The 15,458-nt window shown below is 68.6% G+C and carries 17 protein-coding genes; 10 read left to right on the top strand and 7 right to left on the bottom strand.

Annotated elements, in window-relative coordinates:
- Positions 1-2: 2 nt before the first annotated feature.
- From AC1REK_RS07985 to AC1REK_RS07955, 7 genes are all read left to right on the top strand, one after another.
- A complete protein-coding gene (locus AC1REK_RS07985; protein WP_291635457.1) occupies positions 3-506 on the top strand; it encodes a chemotaxis protein CheW in 504 nt (167 codons plus the stop codon).
- An 88-nt stretch (positions 507-594) separates the two neighbouring features.
- Entirely contained in the window at positions 595-2,568 is a 1,974-nt protein-coding gene (locus tag AC1REK_RS07980; RefSeq protein WP_492268455.1) for a methyl-accepting chemotaxis protein, read from the top strand.
- Between the two features lie 58 nt (positions 2,569-2,626).
- On the top strand, positions 2,627-3,442 hold the full coding sequence (locus AC1REK_RS07975; RefSeq protein ID WP_327524604.1) for a CheR family methyltransferase: 816 nt from the start codon (positions 2,627-2,629) through the stop codon (positions 3,440-3,442).
- A 10-nt stretch (positions 3,443-3,452) separates the two neighbouring features.
- Positions 3,453-4,046, top strand: a complete 594-nt coding sequence (locus AC1REK_RS07970; RefSeq protein WP_327524603.1) for a chemoreceptor glutamine deamidase CheD — start codon at positions 3,453-3,455, stop codon at positions 4,044-4,046.
- Positions 4,046-5,155 carry a chemotaxis-specific protein-glutamate methyltransferase CheB gene (gene cheB / locus AC1REK_RS07965; protein WP_316017756.1) on the top strand — a complete coding sequence of 370 codons (1,110 nt, stop codon included), beginning with the start codon at positions 4,046-4,048 and terminating at the stop codon, positions 5,153-5,155. Before AC1REK_RS07970 ends, cheB begins: the two co-directional genes overlap by 1 nt.
- Positions 5,156-5,165: 10 nt before the next feature.
- On the top strand, positions 5,166-5,552 hold the full coding sequence (locus AC1REK_RS07960; protein ID WP_492268456.1) for a response regulator: 387 nt from the start codon (positions 5,166-5,168) through the stop codon (positions 5,550-5,552).
- Positions 5,553-5,707: 155 nt separating this feature from the next.
- Positions 5,708-6,268: a glutathione peroxidase gene (locus tag AC1REK_RS07955; protein ID WP_492268457.1), complete on the top strand. Its 561-nt coding sequence runs from the start codon at positions 5,708-5,710 to the stop codon at positions 6,266-6,268.
- Between the two features lie 21 nt (positions 6,269-6,289).
- Here AC1REK_RS07955 and AC1REK_RS07950 read toward each other — a convergent pair whose 3' ends face one another.
- From AC1REK_RS07950 to fliK, 6 genes are all read right to left on the bottom strand, one after another.
- Complete coding sequence (locus AC1REK_RS07950) at positions 6,290-7,708, bottom strand: mannose-1-phosphate guanylyltransferase/mannose-6-phosphate isomerase (protein WP_492268458.1); 1,419 nt, start codon at positions 7,706-7,708, stop codon at positions 6,290-6,292.
- A gap of 220 nt (positions 7,709-7,928) precedes the next feature.
- Positions 7,929-8,474 (bottom strand): molybdopterin adenylyltransferase, encoded by a 546-nt coding sequence (gene mog / locus AC1REK_RS07945; protein WP_492268459.1) that lies wholly within the window; start codon positions 8,472-8,474, stop codon positions 7,929-7,931.
- A 9-nt stretch (positions 8,475-8,483) separates the two neighbouring features.
- Positions 8,484-9,491, bottom strand: coding sequence for an NAD-dependent epimerase (locus tag AC1REK_RS07940; protein ID WP_492268460.1), 1,008 nt, complete (start codon positions 9,489-9,491; stop codon positions 8,484-8,486).
- Between the two features lie 61 nt (positions 9,492-9,552).
- Positions 9,553-10,698, bottom strand: a complete 1,146-nt coding sequence (locus AC1REK_RS07935; RefSeq protein ID WP_492268461.1) for a GNAT family N-acetyltransferase — start codon at positions 10,696-10,698, stop codon at positions 9,553-9,555.
- Positions 10,695-10,967 carry an EscU/YscU/HrcU family type III secretion system export apparatus switch protein gene (locus AC1REK_RS07930; RefSeq protein WP_327524597.1) on the bottom strand — a complete coding sequence of 91 codons (273 nt, stop codon included), beginning with the start codon at positions 10,965-10,967 and terminating at the stop codon, positions 10,695-10,697. The genes AC1REK_RS07935 and AC1REK_RS07930 overlap by 4 nt, the downstream gene beginning before the upstream one ends.
- Positions 10,964-12,526, bottom strand: coding sequence for a flagellar hook-length control protein FliK (gene fliK / locus AC1REK_RS07925; protein WP_492268462.1), 1,563 nt, complete (start codon positions 12,524-12,526; stop codon positions 10,964-10,966). The genes AC1REK_RS07930 and fliK overlap by 4 nt, the downstream gene beginning before the upstream one ends.
- A 116-nt stretch (positions 12,527-12,642) precedes the next feature.
- Here fliK and AC1REK_RS07920 point away from each other — a divergent pair, with 116 nt between their 5' ends.
- On the top strand, positions 12,643-13,653 hold the full coding sequence (locus AC1REK_RS07920) for an aldo/keto reductase (RefSeq protein WP_316017747.1): 1,011 nt from the start codon (positions 12,643-12,645) through the stop codon (positions 13,651-13,653).
- Positions 13,654-13,770: 117 nt separating this feature from the next.
- Here the strand turns inward: AC1REK_RS07920 and AC1REK_RS07915 are convergent, their stop codons facing one another.
- Positions 13,771-14,181, bottom strand: coding sequence for a DUF2000 family protein (locus tag AC1REK_RS07915; RefSeq protein ID WP_492268463.1), 411 nt, complete (start codon positions 14,179-14,181; stop codon positions 13,771-13,773).
- Between AC1REK_RS07915 and AC1REK_RS07910 the strand changes: the two genes are divergently transcribed.
- Entirely contained in the window at positions 14,180-15,037 is an 858-nt protein-coding gene (locus AC1REK_RS07910; protein ID WP_492268464.1) for an AraC family transcriptional regulator, read from the top strand. The two genes, AC1REK_RS07915 and AC1REK_RS07910, sit on opposite strands and share 2 nt — an antisense overlap.
- Positions 15,038-15,225: 188 nt before the next feature.
- The gene (locus tag AC1REK_RS07905; RefSeq protein WP_492268465.1) at positions 15,226-15,450 is read left to right on the top strand and encodes a helix-turn-helix domain-containing protein; all 225 of its coding nucleotides are present in this window, start codon (positions 15,226-15,228) and stop codon (positions 15,448-15,450) included.
- Positions 15,451-15,458: the final 8 nt, after the last annotated feature.

Raw genomic sequence — 15,458 nt, 5'->3', positions numbered from 1 at the left:
CCATGACCCTGCAACTCGGCGAAAAGCACTTCACCTCGGCGCAGCCGGAATCGGCGGCGCGCCGGATCGTCACCTTCCGGGTCGGCGACCGGACCTTCGGCATCGATGTCGGCATGGTCCGCGAGATCAAGGGCTGGCAGGCGACGACGCCGCTGCCGCATGCGGCCCCGCATGTCCGCGGCGTGCTCAACCTGCGCGGCGTGATCCTGGCGGTCTACGACCTTCGTACCGCGATCGGGCTCGGCGTCACCGATGCGACCGCGACCCATGTCATCGTCGTCGTCGATGTCGAGGACAAGACCGCCGGCCTGCTGGTCGACTCGGTCTCCGACATCGTCGACGTGCCGGTCAGCGCGGTTCGTCCGGCGCCGGATCTGGAGCGCGACGAGCACGGTCTGATCGAGGGGCTCGTCCTGCTCGACACCGACATCGTGGCGCTGCTCGACCTCGCGGCGGTGATCAAGGACGGTGGTGACGCTCAGGCTCGGCAGGCCCGCGCCAACTGAGCCGTCGCAAGACCGCCGGAGGACGCCCGCCAAAGCGCCAGAGGAAGCTGCCCCGCCTGCGACTGCACCGAAGAGACCAACAGAGCCTATGAGCATGATGCCGGCGGGCCTTTCGAAACTGACCTTCAAACTGCCGGCGCTGTTCGCCGGCGGGTCACTGCTCGCCGCCGCCGGGGTCACGATCGCGGTGCAGCAGGCGACGGCGGCGAAGCTCGCCGCCCTTGGGCTGAGCGGTTCGCAGGCCGAGACGGTGACCTCCGCCATGCTCGGACCGGCGCTTACCTTCGGCTCTGCGGGAATCGCCGTTGCTGCCGGGCTCGGCTGGCTCGCTGCGCGTTCGCTGGCGAGGCCGCTGGCGGCGATGCGCGAGGGCACCGAGCAACTGGCGCAGGGCAAGGAAGCCGAGCTGCCGGAGCTGGCGCGCCGGGACGAGGTCGGCGAACTCGCCCGCAGCCTGCAGCAGCTCCAGGACAGCAGCGTCGAAGCCAGCCGTATCCGCGCGGCCCTCGACGGCTGCCGCACCAACATCATGGTCTGCGATGCGCAGGGCCGCGTCGTCTTCGCCAACCGCTCGCTACTGAAGTTCTTCGCCGAGGCGCAGGATGATTTCCGCATCGCCTTTCCCGGCATTTCCGCCAAGGACATGCTCGGCAAGGTGATGGATGTCTTCCACAACCAGTCGTCCGGCGGGTTCGTGGCCGGCGGTATGCGCTCGCTGCGCTTCGCTCTGGGCCGGCGCACGGTCGCGCTGACCCTGAGCCAGATGGTGCAGGCGGACGGGCGCCTGCTCGGCGCGACGATGGAGTGGCGCGAACTGACGGATGAGGTCGCGGCCGCCAACGAGGTCGCCGATGTCGTCTCGGCCGCAGCGGAAGGCGACTTCTCGCGGCGCATCCCACTCGCCGGGAAGTCGGACGCGTTGGCGCGGATCGCCGAAGGCATCAACCAGATCAACGTCATCGTCGAAGGGGCGGTCGGCGAGTTCGCCGAGGTGCTCTCCGGCATGGCCGATGGCGATCTCAGCCAGCGCATCGACGGCGACTATCAGGGCCTCCTCGCCGAGTTGAAGGCCGGGCTCAACGAGACCATGGCGCGGCTGGCGCAAACCGTGTCCGGCATCCAGGGGACCTCTGGCCATGTCGCGACGACCGCGGCCGAGATCCGCTGCGGCGCCGCCGATCTCGCCCGCCGTACCGAGGACAGTGCCGGCAATCTCGAGCAGACGGCAGCGACGACCGAGCAGCTCGCGGCTTCGGTGAAGCAGAGTGCCGAGCGCTCGCGCCGGGCGACGGATCTGGCCGGGGAGGCGATGGGCGTCGCCGAGGCGGGCCAGAAGGTGGTCGCCGACGCCGTCGGTGCGATCGAGCGTATCGAGGCGTCCTCCGCCCGCATTTCCGAGATCGTCTCGGTGATCGACGGCATCGCCTTCCAGACCAATCTCCTGGCGCTCAACGCCGCGGTCGAGGCGGCGCGCGCCGGCGATGCCGGCAAGGGTTTTGCCGTCGTCGCCTCGGAGGTGCGGACGCTGGCGCAGCGTTCGAGCCAGGCGGCCAAGGACATCAAGGGCCTGATCGTCAACTCGAACGAGCAGGTTGCCGATGGTGTGCGCTTCGTGCGCCACACCGGCGAGGCGCTGAACCGGATCGTCGCAGCGGCTGGGCAGGTCTCCAGCACCGTGGCCGAAATCTCCGAGGCCACGGCCGAGCAGGCCGGCGGCATCGCGGAGATGAGCCAGGCCGTCGCGCATATGGACGAGGCGACCCAGCAGAACGCGGCGCTGGCCGAGCAGAGCGCCGGCTCTGCGAACAGCCTCGCCAGCCAGATCGAGGCGCTGCGGAACCTCGTTGCCTTCTTCCACACCGGCGAGGCCCAGGCGCGGGCCGTGCCGGCCACCAACGGCTTTGCCGCGCCTTCCCGGGCAGCCGCCGGTGTTCCGACTGCGCCGAGGCAGGCCGCGGTGTCGGTGAAGCCCTATCGCCAGGCCGAGGTCCGTGCTCGCGCCGTCGAGCCGCGCCGCAAGGTCGCCGGCGGCGGGCGCTTCGAGGAATGGGCGGAGTTTTAAGTCTTTGCGTGCCCAGAGTCAGACCATGCTAGCCCCGCCGCCCCAGGCCGAACCCACCTTGACCCGCGACGACATGGGCTTTGTTGCCAAGCTCGTCTACGAGCATGCCGGCATCGTCATTCGCGAGCACAAGGAAGCGATGACGCGCGGGCGGCTGGCGCGGCGCGTCAAGGCGCTGGGGTTGAACTCGGTCGCCGAATACTGCGCCTTCCTGAAGACGCCAGCGGCGCTCGACGAAATCCCCGAGCTGATCAACGCCGTCACCACCAACCACACCGCCTTCTTCCGCGAGCGCCACCATTTCGACCATCTGCGCGGCGATGTGCTGCCGCGGCTGATCCAGGAGCGCGCCGCCCGGCGCGGCCGCATCCGGATCTGGTCCTCGGCCTGCTCCTCGGGCGAGGAGGCCTACAGCATCGCGGCGGTCTCGCGCGACGTGATCGGCCATCGCGGCGACCTCGATTTCAGGATCCTCGCGACCGATATCGACACCGACATTCTCGACCGTGCCGCAGCAGGGCTCTATCCGCTGGAGCTGTTCGAGCGCCTGCCTGCCGATCTGCGTCCGCTCCTGCGCTTCGAGGGCCAGGCGGGCCGCGGCGAGGCGCGTATCAGCGACGATCTCAAGCGCCTGATCGCCTTCAAGCGGCTCAACCTGATCGAGAGCTGGCCGATGAAGGGCGCGTTCGACGTCGTCTTCTGCCGGAATGTCTTCATCTATTTCGACACGCCGACCAAGGCCGCGATCCTCGATCGCTTCGTCTCGCTGATCCATCCGGGCGGCTTTCTCTATCTCGGCCATTCGGAATCCCTGCCGCAGCCACACCCCAAGCTTCGGCTGATCGGCCGGACGATCTACGAGCGCACGCCATGAGCTTTGCCAGATGAGCCTTGCCCGATCCTCACGGCGTTATTTCGATCCGCGCTTCGACGCGACGATCATCACGGTCGCGCCCGGTGAGCATGAGATTACCTCCGCGAAAGACGAGATCGTGGCGACGGTGCTCGGCTCCTGCATCTCGGTCTGCATGCGTGACCCGAATATCGGGGTCGGCGGGCTCAACCATTTCCTGCTGCCAAAGAACAATGGCGGCTCCGACACCAGTGCCGGCGAGCGCTATGGCGACACCGCCATGGAGGTGCTGATCAACGGGCTGCTCAAGCGCGGCGCCAGGCGCGGCCAGCTCGAGGCCAAGGTCTTCGGCGGCGCCCGCGTGCTCTCCGGCGCCACCATGCTGGCGATCGGCGAGGGCAACATCACCTTCGTCAACGAGTTCCTCGCCCGCGAGGGCATCCCGGTCGTGTCCAGGGATGTCGGCGGCACCCGCTCGCGCCGCATCCACTACCAGCCCACGACCGGGCGCGCCTGGGTCCAGCATGTCCAGCAGGCCGCGCGCGATCCCGAGCGGGAGCAGGAGCTTGCCTACCTCAACCGCCTCAAGACCCAGCCGGTGGCGGGCGAAGTGGAGATCTGGTGATGGGCATGCCGAACCCCTCCGCCGGCCCGGTGAAAGTCCTCGTCGTCGACGATTCCGTGCTGATGCAGAAGCTGATGACGCAGATCATCAACTCGACGCCCGGCTTCCAGGTGATCGGCGTCGCCGGCAGCGCCGAGGAGGGCTGGGACGCGATCCAGGAATTGCGGCCGGACATCCTGACGCTCGATCTCGAACTGCCGGGCCGTCACGGGCTGAAGCTGCTCGCCCGCGTGCTGAAGCAGGACCCGCTGCCGGTGCTGATCGTCTCGGCCTTCGGCGGGCCGGGCGCCGACAACACCATCCAGGCGCTGGAGCTCGGCGCGATCGACTTCATCGAGAAGCCGGACGGTACCACCCATACGCTCGACAGCTTCATGAAGCATGTCGGCACGGCGCTGCAGCGGGCCTCGGCCAGCCGACGCCTGCTGATGGCGGCCCGCGCCGCGAAGGAAGCCCCGGCCGCTGCCGTGCCGGCGCGTCCGACGATCGCCCGCGAGATCAGCCGCACCGTCGGCAAGTCGCCGCTGATCGCGATCGGCGCCTCGACCGGCGGCGTCCCCGCTGTCCAGGTGGTGATGCGCGATCTCGCCTTCACGCGGCTGCCGATCGTCGTCGTCCAGCACATGCCAGCCGGCTACACCGCGAAGTTCGCGGCGCGGCTCGCGGCGGCGACCGGGCTCGATGTCCGGGAAGCCGCCGATGGCGACCGGCTGCGGCCCGGCATGGCCGTAGTCGCGCCCGGCGGTCACCGCCATCTCGAGATCGAGGAGCGGCGCGGCGAATTCGTCTGCCAGCTCAGGGAAGGGCCGCTGGTCAGTGGGCACTGCCCCTCCGTCGACGTGATGTTCCATTCGGTGGCGCGGGCCGCCGGCGCCCAGGCGGTCGGCGTGCTGCTCACCGGCATGGGACGTGATGGCGCTGACGGTTTGTTAGCCATGCGCAAAGCCGGGGCCGAGACGTTAATCCAAAGCGGTGAGACCTGTGTGGTAAACGGGATGCCGAAAGCCGCGTTCGAGATCGGCGCCGCTGATCGGGCCGTCGCGCTCGACCAGATCGGTGGTGTCGTCGCGGGGTTGATCGGCGAGCGGCCGCATCAGCGGACCGCGTGAGGAGAGTGTTATGACAAAGGCGAGAAGCGATTATCGCATCCTCGTGGTCGACGACCAGAAGAGCATGCGCGGGCTCGCGACCTATTTCCTGAAGCAGATCGAATTCCAGGACATCGACGAGGCGGAGAACGCCCGCGAAGCCCTGATGAAGATGCAGACCAAGCGCTACGACTTGCTGCTGCTCGACTGGAACATGGACGGGATGAGCGGCATCGACCTGCTCCGCGCGATCCGCTCGGTGCCCGAGCTCAACCAGATCAAGATCATCATGGCGACCTCTGAGCGCTCGGTCGACAAGATGGACGAGGCGACGACCAACGGCGCCGACCACTATGTCGTGAAGCCTTACGAACTGCGAGACCTCGAGGTTCGGGTCAAGAAGGTCCTGTCCTGCTGAGCTGCCTGCTGCGGCGGCAGTTTCTTGCGAAGCCCCGGCCCCAGGCCGGGGCTTCGTCGTTCCGGGGCGGGCTGGGGCAGGGGCGCCGAAAAAACCGGCTCCCACCTTTTCTCATTTTGCTCTACGATGTGTTCCGATTTCGCCGGAGCCAGCCCATGCGTCTCCACCGCCGCCAGGTCCTTGCCCTACTCGCCTATCCGATGATCGCCGAGGTGAACGCGGCGCAGGGCGACAGCAACGCCTATGCTTTCAGCTTCGACAGGGCAGAAGGCGGAAGGGTCCCGCTCGAGGCCTATCGCGGCAAGCCGATCCTGATCGTCAACACGGCGACGCGCTGCGGCCTCGCCGGACAGTTCGCCGGGCTGGAGCAGCTCTGGCAGCGCTACCGCACGCGCGGTCTGATGCTGATTGCCGTGCCGAGCAATGATTTCGGCGGGCAGGAGCCGCTCGCCGGGGCGGCGATCGCCGAGGCGGTACGGCAGAGCCATGGCGCGAACTACCTGATCACCGAGAAGGTCGCGGTGCGTGGCGAGGCGGCCCATCCCTTCTATCGTTGGGCGGCTAGCCAGCGCCCGGCCGAGACGCCGAGCTGGAACTTCCACAAATACCTGGTCGGCCGCGACGGCAGCCTTGCCGGCAGCTTCAGCTCGCGCACCGACCCGGTCTCGCCCGAGCTCGTCCAGGCGATAGGGCAGGCCCTGGAGAAGCGGCGCTGAAGGGAGCGGCAGGCACCGCTCTCAGTTGCGTGCGTAGATGTCCTCGATCCTGACGATGTCGTCCTCGCCGGTATAGGAGCCGACCTGGACCTCGATCAGTTCTAGCGGAATCTTGCCCGGGTTCTTCAGTCGGTGGGTGCAGCCGATCGGCAAGTAGACCGACTCGTTCTCGTGGACGAAGACGGTGCGGTCGTCGACCGTGACCTCGGCGGTGCCGGAAACCACGACCCAGTGCTCGGCGCGATGGAAGTGCTTCTGCAGGCTGAGCTGGCCGGCTTCCTTGACGTGGATACGCTTGACCTGGAAGCGCGTGCCGAGGTCGACGCGCTGGTACCAGCCCCAGGGACGGTATATGCGCAGGTGCTCGCTGGCCTCCGGCCGGCCGCTCGCTTTCATCTGCTCGACGAGGTTCTTGACCTTGCCGGCAGCGGCCATCGAGGCGACCAGCACGGCGTCGCGGGTTGCGACGACGACGACATCGTCGAGGCCGACGACGGTGGTCAGCATCTCGTCGCTGCGCACCAGCGAGCGATGGGTGTCGATCACCACTGCAGGGCCTTCGAGCACGTTGTCGTCGCCGTCCTTCGGCTTGATCTCATGGATCGAATCCCATGCGCCGATATCCGACCAGTCGAAGGAAGCAGCCAGCATGCCGGCCGAGTCGGTACGCTCCATCACCGCGTAGTCGATCGAGATCTTGGTGGCGCGGGCGAAGCTCTCTGGATCGAGCCTCAGGAAGTCGAGGTCCCGCCCGGCCTTCTCGACGGCGGCCTCTGCGGCTTCGAGCACCTCGGGGGCGTGGCGCGCTAGTTCGCTCAGCATGGTCCTCGCGCCGAAGAGGAAGTTGCCGCTGTTCCAGAGGTAACCTTCGGCAAGATATTGCGTGGCGAGTTCGAGCTTCGGCTTCTCGACGAAGCGGGCGAGGCGGCTGGCCCCCGGCTCAGCGAGCTTCTCGCCCGGCGCGAGATAGCCATAGGCCGTCGAGGGATGCGTCGGCGGAATGCCGAGAGTCATGATCAGGCCGGCGGCGGCGAGGCGGGCGGCGCGCTTGCAGTCGCTGCGAAAGGCTGCCGCATCGGTAATGAGGTGGTCTGAGGCGAGGGCGAGGCCGACGGCTTCGGGGTCGCGTCGGCTGGCCAGTACGGCGCCGACGGCGATCGCAGCGGCGGAATCGCGGCGCTCGGGCTCGAGCACGATCTCGCCCTCGATGCCGCAGGCGAGCATCTGCTCGGCGGCGATGAAACGGAAATCGTTGTTGGTGATGACGATCGGTGTGTCGAAGGTCGCGTCAGCCAGCCGCAGCAGCGTCGCCTGAAAGGTCGAGAGCCCGCCTTCGAGCAGCGGAATGAACTGCTTGGGCATGGTATCGCGCGACAGCGGCCAGAGCCGGGTTCCGGCACCGCCGGCCATGACGAGCGGGATGATCTTGGGCGAAGGCATCTGGTGTTCCCGGGCGAGCGAAATGGCGTTCGCGTTCCTCTAGCACAGCGAGGCTACCATCCAATAAACGGAGTCGGCGGGCCGAGCCGTTTCAGAGGTCGGCTGCCCGGGCGTACGACGCTGCCAGGAGACCGGCCCGCGAGGTGCGCCACGGGATGCGAGGTGTTTCCCGCGTGGCGCTGACCAGATCGCCCTCAAGATCAGTCCGCGTGGAGAGCGCTCAGCCCTTTGGCTTCTGTCCCGGGCGGAACGCGACGATCACCGCCGGATCGGTCTCAAGATAGGGCCCCTCGATCAGGTCGATGCAATAAGGGATCGCCGGCATCACCGCGTCGAGGCATTCGGCGATGGCGCGCGGGCGGCCGGGCAGGTTGACGATCAGCGACTTGCCGCGGATGCCGGCGAGCTGGCGCGAGAGGATCGCGGTCGGCACCTTGGCGAGGCTGACCTGGCGCATCAATTCGCCGAAGCCCGGCATCAGCTTGTAGATCACGTCCTCGGTCGCTTCCGGCGTGACGTCGCGCGGGGCCGGGCCGGTGCCACCGGTGGTGACGATCAGGCAGCAGCCCTCGACATCGGCGAGCTCGGTCAGCGTTCGGGCGATGCCGGCGCGATCGTCGGGGATGACGCGTGAAACTGCCTGCCAGGGGCTAGCCAGTGCCTTGCCGAGATAGTCGAGGATCGCCGGGCCGCCTTCATCGGCGTAGACGCCGGCCGAGGCGCGGTCCGAAACGGTGACGATGCCGATCTTCGCAGGTGACGTCATGGCCTGTCCTCAAACCCGGTAGAAATCGCGGTACCAGCGCACCATCCGCCCGATGCCTTCGGCCAGCGGCGTGTGGGGGCGAAAGCCGACGGCAGCCTCCAGCGCCGAGACGTCGGCGGCGGTGCGCAGCACGTCTCCCGGCTGGCGCGGCCTCATCTCCATGACAGCCTTGCGTCCGACCGCCTGCTCGATGGTGGCGATGAACTCCATCAGCGGCACGGGTGCGGAGTTGCCGATATTGTAGAGTCGCCACGGCGCCGAGGAGGTCGCCGGGCTGGGATCGTCGCCGGACCAGGCCGGGTCCGCGGCGGCGACGGTGTCGAGCGTGCGAACCACGCCCTCGACGATATCGTCGACATAGGTGAAGTCGCGCTCGTGGCGGCCTTCGTTGAAGACCTCGATCGGCTCGCCGGCCAGGATCTTCCGGGTGAAGATCATCGGCGCCATGTCGGGCCGGCCCCAGGGTCCGTAGACCGTGAAGAAGCGCAGGCCCGTGGTCGGCAGCCCGTAGAGATGGGCGTAGGCATGGGCCATGCCTTCATTGGCCTTCTTGGTCGCGGCATAGAGGCTGACCGGGTGGTCGGCATTGTCCTCGACCCGGAAGGGGGTGCGGGTATTGGCGCCGTAGACCGAACTCGACGAGGCGTAGACCAGATGCTCGACGCCGTTCCGGCGGCAGCCTTCGAGGATATGGCCGAAGCCTGTCAGATTGCTGTCGAGATAGGCCTGCGGATGGGTGATCGAGTAGCGCACGCCGGCCTGGGCGCCGAGATGGACGACGCGCTCGAAGCGGCCTTCGGCGAACAGCACCTGAATGGCTTCGCGGTCGGCGAGATCGAGCTTCTCGAAGCTGAAGCGGTTATGGCCGGCGAGGCGTTCCAGCCGTGCCTGCTTCAGGGCGGGATCGTAGTAGTCGTTGAGATTGTCGATGCCGACGACCTCGTCGCCGCGTTCCAGCAGGACTTTGGCCGTCTCGTTGCCGATGAACCCGGCTGCTCCCGTCACCAGAACGCGCATCGCCTTCCCAAGCTGCTGTCGAACGCCTCGACGACGTCTATCGGTCAGCGCGCGGCCACGGTCAACGCGCTGCGCCGCCGGCTGAGCCGAGCTTGCGGTCGCGCCATTGCCGCAGCAGCATCCGCCCGCGGGCGGCGAGACGTGGCAGGGGCGAGCCGGCGGAGCCGATCGCCAGGATCGCATGCGCCATGGCCTGCCGTTCGCCCCAGGGATAGGCGGAGGCGTCGACCCGGTCGCCGGCGCCGCTGTCGAGGCGGAAAGGCTGGCTGGTGGCGAGATCGGCGCGCAGCATCTCGATGGCGAGGCCACGGCCGGGCGAGAGCCGGGCGAGCGCCTCGTCATAGGCGATCTTGAGGAAATGCGACTGGCCGGCGAAATCGAGCAGCACGCCGGCTGCGATTGGGACATTGTCCAGCCGAAGCAGGTCGATCCGCGCCATGTCCGCCGCGGCGAATCGCCCGATCACCTCGCGAAAATAGGCGGCGTCGGCGGGAAGCTTGGCGAGTGCGGTGCCGTTTGCGCCCTTCCAGCCAGCGGTTTCGAGCGCGAGGAACTCTTCCAGCGCTGCGACACCGTCTGCGCGGCGATGGCGGCTGTAGACAAGAGTGCCAGCCTTCTCCAACTGGCGATGTTGTTGCAGACGCTTCTTGTAGCCTTGGCCGAGCGAGCGCCGCAGATAGGCTTCGGCCGTATCGCCCGGCATCGGAAGCGCCATTGGTCTATCCCAGGCTTCGAAGCGGTGCAGCGCGCTGCGGGTTTCGGCGCAGCCAGCGGCCAGGGCCTCGAACGTCGCCCCCTCGACCGGCAATAGCGGCAGGCGCAGCCGTTTCGGCAGGTCGGCGGCTTCGGCGATGAAGCGCAGCAGGGCGAGCGCGGTGGGCGCGGCAGCCTCGCGGTCGAGCACCGGAGCGGAGGACACCTCGTAGAGCGGGACCAGAGGCGCCTGCAGCATGGCGACAAAGCCGGTCTGGAGGCTGCGTATCCGACGGAAGGCCCAGACGCCGAGCAACATGCCATTACCGTCATCAGCGCAGAGGATGACGATATCGTCCGCCTGCTTCACAGGGCCCGACAGGGCCGCGGCGATGGCGGCGGGCGCCATGTGCAGGTTCGGCGCCTCGGCGCGCAGGCAAAGATCGGCGAAGGCGGCCGCCATCTCCCCATAGCGCGCAGCGGAAACGCGGCTGACGCCGATCCCTTCGCTCATGTCCGCCTGAGGTCGCGCCGCAGCGAGAGCACGAAGGCGATGACCTGCGCGGTGGCGCGGTAAAGCTCCTCGGGAATGGTGTCTTCGAGCTCGACGGCGGACAGAGCCTCGGCCAGCAGCACGTTCTGCTCGACGGCGACATCGTGTTCGCGCGCCGTTTCGACGATTTTCTGCGCGATCTCGCCGCGCCCCTTGGCGGTGACGCGCGGGGCGCCGTGCCCGTCATATTCGAGCGCGACCGCGATCTGCCGGGAAAGCGGCTCGCTCATGAGCGGCGGTCCAGGAACTGGCCGGAAGCGGCCTTGGCCGGGCGCGGCTGGCCGGTGTGCACTTCGAGTGCGGCGCTTTCGAAACGGGCCTGGACGAGCGAGGCCTCGAGATCGGGTCCGGCCTGACGCAGCAGGCGGCTGGTTTCCTCGCGTTCGGCCCAGAATGAGACCGAGATGGCGCGCCCTTGCAGGGTCACCAGACCCTGGAGGGCACCCAGCGGCTCGGCATCGAGCCCGAAGCGAACCCGCCAGATCGGGGCCTCGGTCGTGGCGCTGCCCGGCTGCGGCGGGTCGCGCTCGATCTCGAGCGGCAGCATGGCGGTGCCGTTGTGGAGGGCGAGCGGGATTTCGGCGAGCCAGCGTGTCGGCGCCTGTGTCTCGCCGCGAGCGGCCTCGGGTGGCAATGAGGCGTATTGCGCCAGCGTGATCCGGTCGAGCCCCGCCTCGGCCTGTTCGAACAGGGTCTGGGCGATGATCGCGGGGCGCGAGGCCGGCGTCAGGCTCGGCTCCTGGACCGGCTGCGGCGTCAGTAGCCCGGGGCGCGGCATGGCCGGCCGGGGATCGGTAGCTGGCGCGGTCGAGGCGTTCTGTCCGGGCGATGCCGCAGGGCGTGTCTGGGCGGGCTCGCCCTCAACAGATCGCTGATCGCCGGCCGCCAAAGGCTGGATGGCCGGGCGCAGCAGGTCGCGTAGCGCCTGGAGCCCGGCTTTGAGATCGGCCTGAGGCGGCCGTGCCTCGCCATTGGCCTGGCGGGCTTCGAGGAAGAGGCCGGAGCGCGCGACTGCCTTGCGCAGCGCTTCGCCGGTGAGCGGCTTGCTTTCGACCGGCAGGCGCTGGGCGAGGATCTGGTCGACCAGTGCGAGCAGCGGCTTCGGCAGGACCAGTGCGACCGAGCCTTGCGCCAGTCCGGCGAGATTGGCGAAGAGCGGGGCGAGGCTGTCCTGCCGGGCGATGGCGGCGCCGAGCTGCGGTCCGGCGATGGCGCGGGGCGAGGCAGGGACGGGCGGCGGCTGGATACCCGGAGTGGGGAGCGTGGCGCTCGCCCGTTCGGTCGGAAGCGGCGATGCGGCGGACGCTGCCGCGGCGACAGGTGCCGAGGCCGAAGCGGCAGGAGAACCAGCCGCGGGAAGAGGGGAGGTGCCCGTTGCTGCCGGCTGCTGAACCGGGGCGCCGGGGCGTGCCGTTGGAAGGGCTGCCTGGGCCGGGCTCGCTGGCGGGTTCACGGCAGGGGCAGGTTCACCGGAGGGAGCAGGGCGGGTGCCGACCAGGACGGCCTGCATCGGGGCGCCGGGCTTGGCCGGCTCGTCGAATCTGAGCAGCAGGCTGGCGCCCGGCTGCAGGGCGGCCTGCCGGGCTTCCGGCCCTGCCAGCACGAGTGCGATCTTGACGCCATTGACCAGGGCAGTGGCGTTGCCCTCGCCGTCGAGCGACAGAAGCTTGGCTTCGACCGTCTTGCCCGCGGCAAGGCCCGCGCCGTTCAGCGCCGCGAGCAAGGTCGCGAAGTTCTGGCTCTGCGCCAGCGTGGCGAGGTTCGCCTTGAGGGTCGGCTGAACGGGCATGGGCGGAGCCTGTCACGAAAGGTTGAGGATTTCCTTGCGCAAGGTCGCCCTGCGCCGGTCGCGCTGGCGCGGAGCGGGCGTATCGGGCAGGTTTCCTGCTCCCCGTGGAGATCGTCATGAAGTATCGCCAGCTCGGCCGCTCCGGCCTCAAGGTCTCGCCGCTATGCCTGGGCACGATGATGTTCGGCGCGGCGACGCCGGAGCCCGAATCCCGCGCCATCATCGACCATGCCGCCGCGGCCGGGATCAATTTCATCGACACCGCCGACGCCTACTCGGACGGACGCTCGGAGGAGATCGTCGGGCGCGCCATCGCCGACAGGCGCCATGACTGGGTGCTGGCGACCAAGGCGGCCAACCCGATGGGGCCGGGGCCGAACCAGCGCGGGCTCTCGCGCAAATGGCTGCTCCAGGCCTGCGACGCCAGCCTGAAGCGGCTCGGCAGCGAGTTCATCGACATCTACTACCTCCACAAGGAGGATCACGAGACGCCGCTTGCCGAAACGGTGCGAGCCGTCGGCGATCTCGTGCGGCAGGGCAAGATCCGCCATTTCGGCGTCTCGAACTTTCGGGCCTGGCGCGTCGCCGAGATCTGCCGACTCTGCGACGAGCTCGGCATCGACCGGCCGGTGGTCAGCCAGCCCTATTACAACGCGATGAACCGCATGCCCGAGGTCGAGCACCTCCCGGCCTGCGGCTATTACGGGCTCGGCGTCGCCAGCTATTCGCCGCTGGCGCGCGGCATCCTCACCGCGAAATACGAGCCCGGCCAGGCGCCGCCGGAAGGCACGCGGGCCGGGCGCGCCGACCGGCGCCTGATGCAGACCGAATGGCGCGAGGAATCGCTGGTGATCGCCCGCCAGATCCGCGACCACGCCGCGGCGCGCGGGATGACGCCGGTGCAGTTCGCAGTGCTCTGGGTGCTGAACAACAAGCTCCTGACCGCGGCGGTGGCCGGGCCGCGCACCATGGAGCAGTGGCAGGCCTATCTCTCCGCGCTCGATGTCAGCTTCAGCGCGGCGGACGAGGCGCTGGTCGACGCGCTGGTGCCCGCCGGCCACCCCTCGACGCCGGGCTACACCGATCCTGCCTATCCGCTCGAGGGGCGGGTTGCGCGGACGGGGTGAGCGCGCTCTCCAAAGGAAGGCGTGGATGGTTGGAACAAGCCTGACCATGACGCGGATATGGTCGTGCGCCCCCGCTCCCTACCCTCTCCCGCAAGGGGAGAGGGGAGCGCGGCACCGCTAAGGATGCAGCTTCAGCCCCTTGATCGCCTTGTCGACCGCCTTGCGTTCGCCATGGAGAGCGATGCCGACGAGATCGAGCGCGTCGGTCGCGACCACCTCGACCGCGGCGCGGTTGGCTTCGTCATGGCCGGTGGCGAAGAGTTCGCGGGTGTAGAGCGAGGGGCGCAAGCCCGCTTCGTCGGCTCTGCGCAACACGCGGGAAAGGTCGGTGGAGGCCGCAGCGAAGACCAGCACCGGCTGACGGATCAGCGGGCCATAGACCTTGCCCGAGCCGTCGCGGTAAGCTTCGCCGCCAAGTTCGGGCGTGGCGGCGACGAGCCCACCTGAGAGGAAGCAGGCGACGTTGAGCTTTTGCCAGCTGGCGAGCTCCTCGTGGACGATGACGGCAATCTTGGTGTCGAAGCGCATGACGGGCACAATAGGGAACGGGCGGTCGGCCGGTCTTGAACGTTCGTGCGTTCGGGGCGACTGGATCCGCACGGCGCCGGACGAGGCCGGTCCCGAGCGGATCGAGGCCTTCTTTGGCGGCCATGCCTATGATCCGCACCGGCACGACACCTATGCGATCGGCTACACGCTGAGCGGCGTCCAGAGCTTCGATTACCGCGGCGCCAAGCGGGACTCGACGCCGGGCGACTTGATCGTCCTACATCCGGACGAGGTGCATGACGGGCGAGCCGGCATGGCCGGCGGGTTTCGCTACCGCATGGCCTATGTCGAGCCGGGGCTGATCATGCAGGCGCTCGCCGGCCGGGCCAGCGCCGCGCCCTTTGCCGGCGATGCGGTCTGCCGCGATGGCCGGCTGATGCGGGCGCTGATCGGTTTGCTCGGCGATCTCGATCATGCGCTGGAGCCGCTGGAGCGCGACCAGGCGGTGGGGGAGCTGGGCGAGGCGCTTCTGGCGCTGGATTCGTCCTGCGTGCGGCGCCGTTCGGAAACACAGGCCGAGCGGGCCTGCGTTCTGGCGCGCGATTTCCTGGCGGACAGCCTCGACGAGGCCGTCGACTCGCAAAGGCTGGAGGCGGTGACCGGGCTCGACCGCTATGCGCTCGCCCGGCATTTCCGCCGCCGCTATGGCACCAGCCCGCATCACTATCTGGTGATGCGCAGGCTGGAGCGGGCGAGGGGGCTGATCCGGCGGGGCGAAGGTCTCGCCGATGCCGCCGCGGCGAGCGGCTTTGCCGACCAAGCCCATATGACGCGGCGTTTTCGGCAGGCCTACGGGCTTTCGCCGGGCCGCTGGCGGGCGATGCAGGCCGGCTGACGACAGCAGGAACTGGTCCCCGATCCAGGGTGGGCACGTGAAAGGCACTGCTTCTGTGCCGGGGCAGAGGCCGCGGCGCCTCGCTGCGTGCTCCGAGGGGCGAGCCTGACTTAACCGCTCCTTAACTGTCTCGGCGTCCCCTTATGGCGTCCATCGGGGTCTTTGGGGGGCTCGAAAGGACCGCGACCATGCGCAATCCCGCTTCCGGGTTGGCCGCCGTCGAGCATCTCGTCGGCCTGCCTGTCGCTGACGTCGAACGAAACCTGATCCTGGCGACCCTGCGCGATATCGGCGGAGACCGAACCGCTGCCGCGAGCATGACGGGCATCGCCATAAGAACGCTGCCGAACAACATGCGCGCCTATGCGGCGCAGGGCTGCGAGATGCCGGATTCCGGGCAGGCCGCACACTGAACGAGGTC

This window comes from Allobosea sp. GW823-FHT02B03, from assembly GCF_058797755.1.
This window is presented reverse-complemented; position numbering and strand designations above follow the sequence as displayed.

What these genes read in the sequence shown, in the direction of transcription:
- AC1REK_RS07985 (WP_291635457.1), top strand. Translation starts at nt 3, where the DNA reads ATGACCCTGCAACTCGGCGAAAAGCACTTCACCTCGGCGCAGCCGGAA.
- AC1REK_RS07980 (WP_492268455.1), top strand. Translation starts at nt 595, where the DNA reads ATGAGCATGATGCCGGCGGGCCTTTCGAAACTGACCTTCAAACTGCCG.
- AC1REK_RS07970 (WP_327524603.1), top strand. Translation starts at nt 3,453, where the DNA reads ATGAGCCTTGCCCGATCCTCACGGCGTTATTTCGATCCGCGCTTCGAC.
- cheB (WP_316017756.1), top strand. Translation starts at nt 4,046, where the DNA reads ATGGGCATGCCGAACCCCTCCGCCGGCCCGGTGAAAGTCCTCGTCGTC.
- AC1REK_RS07960 (WP_492268456.1), top strand. Translation starts at nt 5,166, where the DNA reads ATGACAAAGGCGAGAAGCGATTATCGCATCCTCGTGGTCGACGACCAG.
- AC1REK_RS07955 (WP_492268457.1), top strand. Translation starts at nt 5,708, where the DNA reads ATGCGTCTCCACCGCCGCCAGGTCCTTGCCCTACTCGCCTATCCGATG.
- AC1REK_RS07950 (WP_492268458.1), bottom strand. Translation starts at nt 7,708, where the DNA reads ATGCCTTCGCCCAAGATCATCCCGCTCGTCATGGCCGGCGGTGCCGGA.
- mog (WP_492268459.1), bottom strand. Translation starts at nt 8,474, where the DNA reads ATGACGTCACCTGCGAAGATCGGCATCGTCACCGTTTCGGACCGCGCC.
- AC1REK_RS07940 (WP_492268460.1), bottom strand. Translation starts at nt 9,491, where the DNA reads ATGCGCGTTCTGGTGACGGGAGCAGCCGGGTTCATCGGCAACGAGACG.
- AC1REK_RS07935 (WP_492268461.1), bottom strand. Translation starts at nt 10,698, where the DNA reads ATGAGCGAAGGGATCGGCGTCAGCCGCGTTTCCGCTGCGCGCTATGGG.
- AC1REK_RS07930 (WP_327524597.1), bottom strand. Translation starts at nt 10,967, where the DNA reads ATGAGCGAGCCGCTTTCCCGGCAGATCGCGGTCGCGCTCGAATATGAC.
- fliK (WP_492268462.1), bottom strand. Translation starts at nt 12,526, where the DNA reads ATGCCCGTTCAGCCGACCCTCAAGGCGAACCTCGCCACGCTGGCGCAG.
- AC1REK_RS07920 (WP_316017747.1), top strand. Translation starts at nt 12,643, where the DNA reads ATGAAGTATCGCCAGCTCGGCCGCTCCGGCCTCAAGGTCTCGCCGCTA.
- AC1REK_RS07910 (WP_492268464.1), top strand. Translation starts at nt 14,180, where the DNA reads ATGACGGGCACAATAGGGAACGGGCGGTCGGCCGGTCTTGAACGTTCG.
- AC1REK_RS07915 (WP_492268463.1), bottom strand. Translation starts at nt 14,181, where the DNA reads ATGCGCTTCGACACCAAGATTGCCGTCATCGTCCACGAGGAGCTCGCC.
- AC1REK_RS07905 (WP_492268465.1), top strand. Translation starts at nt 15,226, where the DNA reads ATGCGCAATCCCGCTTCCGGGTTGGCCGCCGTCGAGCATCTCGTCGGC.